Here is a 3,894-nt window from a genome sequence, read left to right on the forward strand (position 1 = left end):
CAGCGTTCATCCTGAGCCAGGATCAAACTCTCCAATAAAGTTAGTTTGTCTAGCATCTAAAATAAAAATTGACGTTTCACGTTGTTTGTTTCGTTCAGTTTTCAAAGAACTTGTCCATCGCTTCAGAAGCGACTTCATCATATTAACATCTTCATTTTTCGATGTCAACTAAGTTTTAAAATTTCTTTTTTGTCGTTTTCTACGTTTCCGCATCAGCGACGTTTATTAATATACCATCATGGTTTTTAAATAACAAGTGTTTTTTATAAAAAATAAAAAAAATATCTATCCTACTTTCTTCTATAGTAAAACCTTTTATTCTCTCTACTGAAAATAAGTATTTTGATTGTATACCAATACACTCTAATTAACCAAACTGCCTTTCATAATCCCTATCACCTTTTCATTCTCTTCTACATTAAAGTCCACATTTAAAAAGAAAATAGCTTCGCCACTTCCTAATAATGCGCACATGTTGATTTTTTGTCCCTCCACACAAATCATTACTAATTGAAAGAACCGGTTGTTGGCAGATAGCTCTACCCCAACCGAATTCGAGGTGAGAATTTTATCGTCCGACCAACGGCGGGATAGATAACGAAATTCCAACGAAACATCAACTTAAGATTATTGTTAGAATTTTTTTACATTTAATTAATGAAAAATATCCATTTTTTGTTATATAGTAAGAAAGGACGTACTCAACTATAAATAACCCAATGGAGGAATTACTTTATGGATAAGTTAACAAAGTTTTCATTAAAAAACCGCGCCGCTGTTATCATCATGGTTTTTCTCATTTCCATACTCGGTGTTTATTCCGGCTCTAAATTACCTATGGAATTTTTACCTAGCATCGATAATCCCGCAGTCACCGTCACAACCTTATCTCCAGGACTCGACGCCGAAGCAATGACAAAAGAAGTAACCGACCCCCTTGAAAAACAATTTCGCAACTTAGAACACATTGACAACATCACCTCTTCTACTCACGAAGGATTATCACGCATCGATATCGCGTATACATCCAAAGCAAATATGAAAGATGCCACACGTGAAGTTGAAAAGGCCATTAATACAATTAAATTACCTAAAGATGCAACGAAACCGATAGTTAGCCAATTAAATACTTCTATGATTCCACTCGCTCAAATTGCAATCCAAAAACAAAACGGATTTTCAAAAGCAGATGAAAAACAAATCGAAAAGGAAATCGTACCACAACTCGAAAGCATTGATGGCGTTGCCAACGTTATGTTTTTTGGAAAATCAACTTCCGAATTATCTATTATACTAGACCCAAACCAATTAAAAGATAAAAACGTAACAACGGAACAAATATTAAAAGTTTTACAAGGAAAAGAAACTTCCACTCCAGCTGGAGCTGTTACCGTTAATAAAGAAGAATATAACCTTCGTGTCATCGGGGATATAAAAAATGTAGATGACATTAAAAACATCACTGTTGCACCTCAAGTTAAATTACAAGATGTTTCTCGAATTGAACTTAAACAACACTACGATACAATCTCACATATAAACGGCGAAGAAGGCACTGGATTAATCATCATGAAAGAGCCAAGTAAAAATGCAGTTGCAACCGGAAAAGAAATTGATAAAAAAATTAAAGATATAAGTAAACAATATAAAGATCAGTTTTCTATTAAACTTTTAGCATCAACTCATGAGCAAGTTGAAAATGCTGTTACTAGTATGGGAAAAGAAGTAATCCTTGGAGCACTTGCGGCAACTCTAATTATCTTAATCTTTTTACGTAACTTCCGAACGACACTCATTGCTGTTGTCAGTATTCCATTATCTATTTTATTAACACTCTTTTTACTACACCAATCTAACATCACACTTAACACTCTAACACTTGGTGGTTTAGCCGTTGCAGTTGGACGTCTCGTCGATGATAGCATCGTTGTCATTGAGAATATTTTCCGACGTTTACAAAAAGAATCTTTCTCTAAAGATATTATTCTCGATGCAACGAAAGAGGTCGCCGTCGCAATTACTTCTTCTACTTTAACAACGGTCGCTGTTTTTTTACCTATTGGCCTCGTATCAGGAGTAATCGGAAAATTAATGTTACCTATGGTATTAGCAGTCGTATATTCTATACTATCATCCTTAATCGTTGCACTAACAGTTGTTCCACTTATGGCTTTTTTACTACTCAAAAAAACAAAACACAAAAAGCCAAGTTCTTCACCACGATATGTGGCTACATTAAAGTGGGCTCTTTCGCATAAATTCATTATTCTACTTACTTCTTTTTTATTATTCGCAGGATCGATTGCTGCCTATGTATTACTACCGAAAGCGAATATAAAATCTGAAGACGACACAATGTTATCTATTAATATGACTTTTCCGGCTGATTACGCTCCTGAAACCCAAAAACAAAAAGCTTTTGATTTCGAAAAGAAACTACTTTCTAATTCAGATGTAACGGATGTTATTTTACGAATGGGATCTAGCGCAGAAGATGCACAATGGGGGCAAACGACGAAAAATAATCTCGCAAGTATATTGGTAGTCTTTAAAAAAGGTTCTGATATTGATCAGTATATTAAAGAGTTAAAGAAAGAACATAAAACTTTTGAACCCGCGGAACTTGATTATATAAAAATGAGTTATTCAAGCTCTGGCAGCGGCAATAATTTGCAATTCAACGTAACAGCCACTAACGAAACGAATTTAAAAGAGGCTGCTACTATCGTCGAAACAAAACTAAAAGATATGGATGATCTTTCTAAAGTAAAAACGAATTTAGAAGACTCTAAGAAAGAATGGCAAATCCATGTTGATCAAACAAAGGCCGAACAACTAGGATTAACACCAGAATTAGCAGCTCAACAAGTGGCATTCCTTATGAAGAAATCACCTATTGGTGAAGTTTCAATCAATAACGAAAAAACTACTATTATGATAGAACATAAAAAAGAAAGTATTACTAAACAAGAAGACATTTTAAACACAAACATACTATCACCTATTAATGGACCAATTCCTTTAAAAGACATTGCAACTATTTCAGAAAAGCAACTTCAAACAGAAGTTTTCCATAAAGATGGAAAAGAAACGATCCAAATTACCGCAGAAGCTTCAAATGAAGATTTAAGTAAGGTAAGCACAGAAGTGAACAAAGCGATAGCCGACTTAGATTTACCTAACGGAGCCAAAGTAAATATCGCAGGCGCCACTGAATCTATGCAAGAGAACTTCACAGATTTATTCAAGATTATGGGGATTGCAATCGGGATTGTATATTTAATTATGGTTATTACCTTTGGGCAGGCACGTGCTCCTTTTGCAATCTTGTTCTCCTTGCCATTAGCTGCTGTCGGCGGTATTTTAGGATTAATCATTTCAGGAACACCCGTTGATGTAAATTCCTTGATCGGCGCATTAATGTTAATCGGGATTGTCGTTACAAACGCTATCGTATTAATAGAAAGAGTACAACAAAACCGAGAACACGGTATGGAAACGAGAGAGGCCTTACTTGAAGCAGGTTCCACTAGATTACGCCCAATTATTATGACAGCTATTACAACAATCGTCGCTATGCTACCACTCCTATTTGGTCAATCACAAGCAGGAAGTATGGTATCGAAAAGTTTGGCAGTCGTTGTCATCGGCGGTTTAGCAGTCTCAACTGTCCTTACATTAGTAGTCGTTCCTGTAATGTATGAACTATTAGATAAAATCGGAAGAAAAAGACGCTCTCGTAGAAAAATAAATACTTCTACAGAAACACCTGATATTTAAACGAAAGAGGTTGTCCCAAAAGGTCGTTAAAAACGAACTTTTGGAGACAACTTCTTTTATTTTTCCTGTATATGGATAAAAACCCCAATCATAAGTAGAAAAACAATGGGTTTT

Annotated in this window: 1 protein-coding gene; it reads left to right on the top strand. The window is 35.1% G+C overall.

All coding sequences use genetic code 11. The features are described 5' to 3' along the window. The first annotated feature begins 735 nt into the window (after positions 1-735). Positions 736-3,780 carry an efflux RND transporter permease subunit gene (locus MR070_RS26745; protein WP_138322466.1) on the top strand — a complete coding sequence of 1,015 codons (3,045 nt, stop codon included), beginning with the start codon at positions 736-738 and terminating at the stop codon, positions 3,778-3,780. Positions 3,781-3,894 lie beyond the last annotated feature (114 nt).

It is taken from the genome of Bacillus cereus group sp. BfR-BA-01453 (assembly GCF_022662915.1).
Taxonomy (GTDB): Bacteria; Bacillota; Bacilli; order Bacillales; family Bacillaceae_G; genus Bacillus_A; species Bacillus_A paranthracis.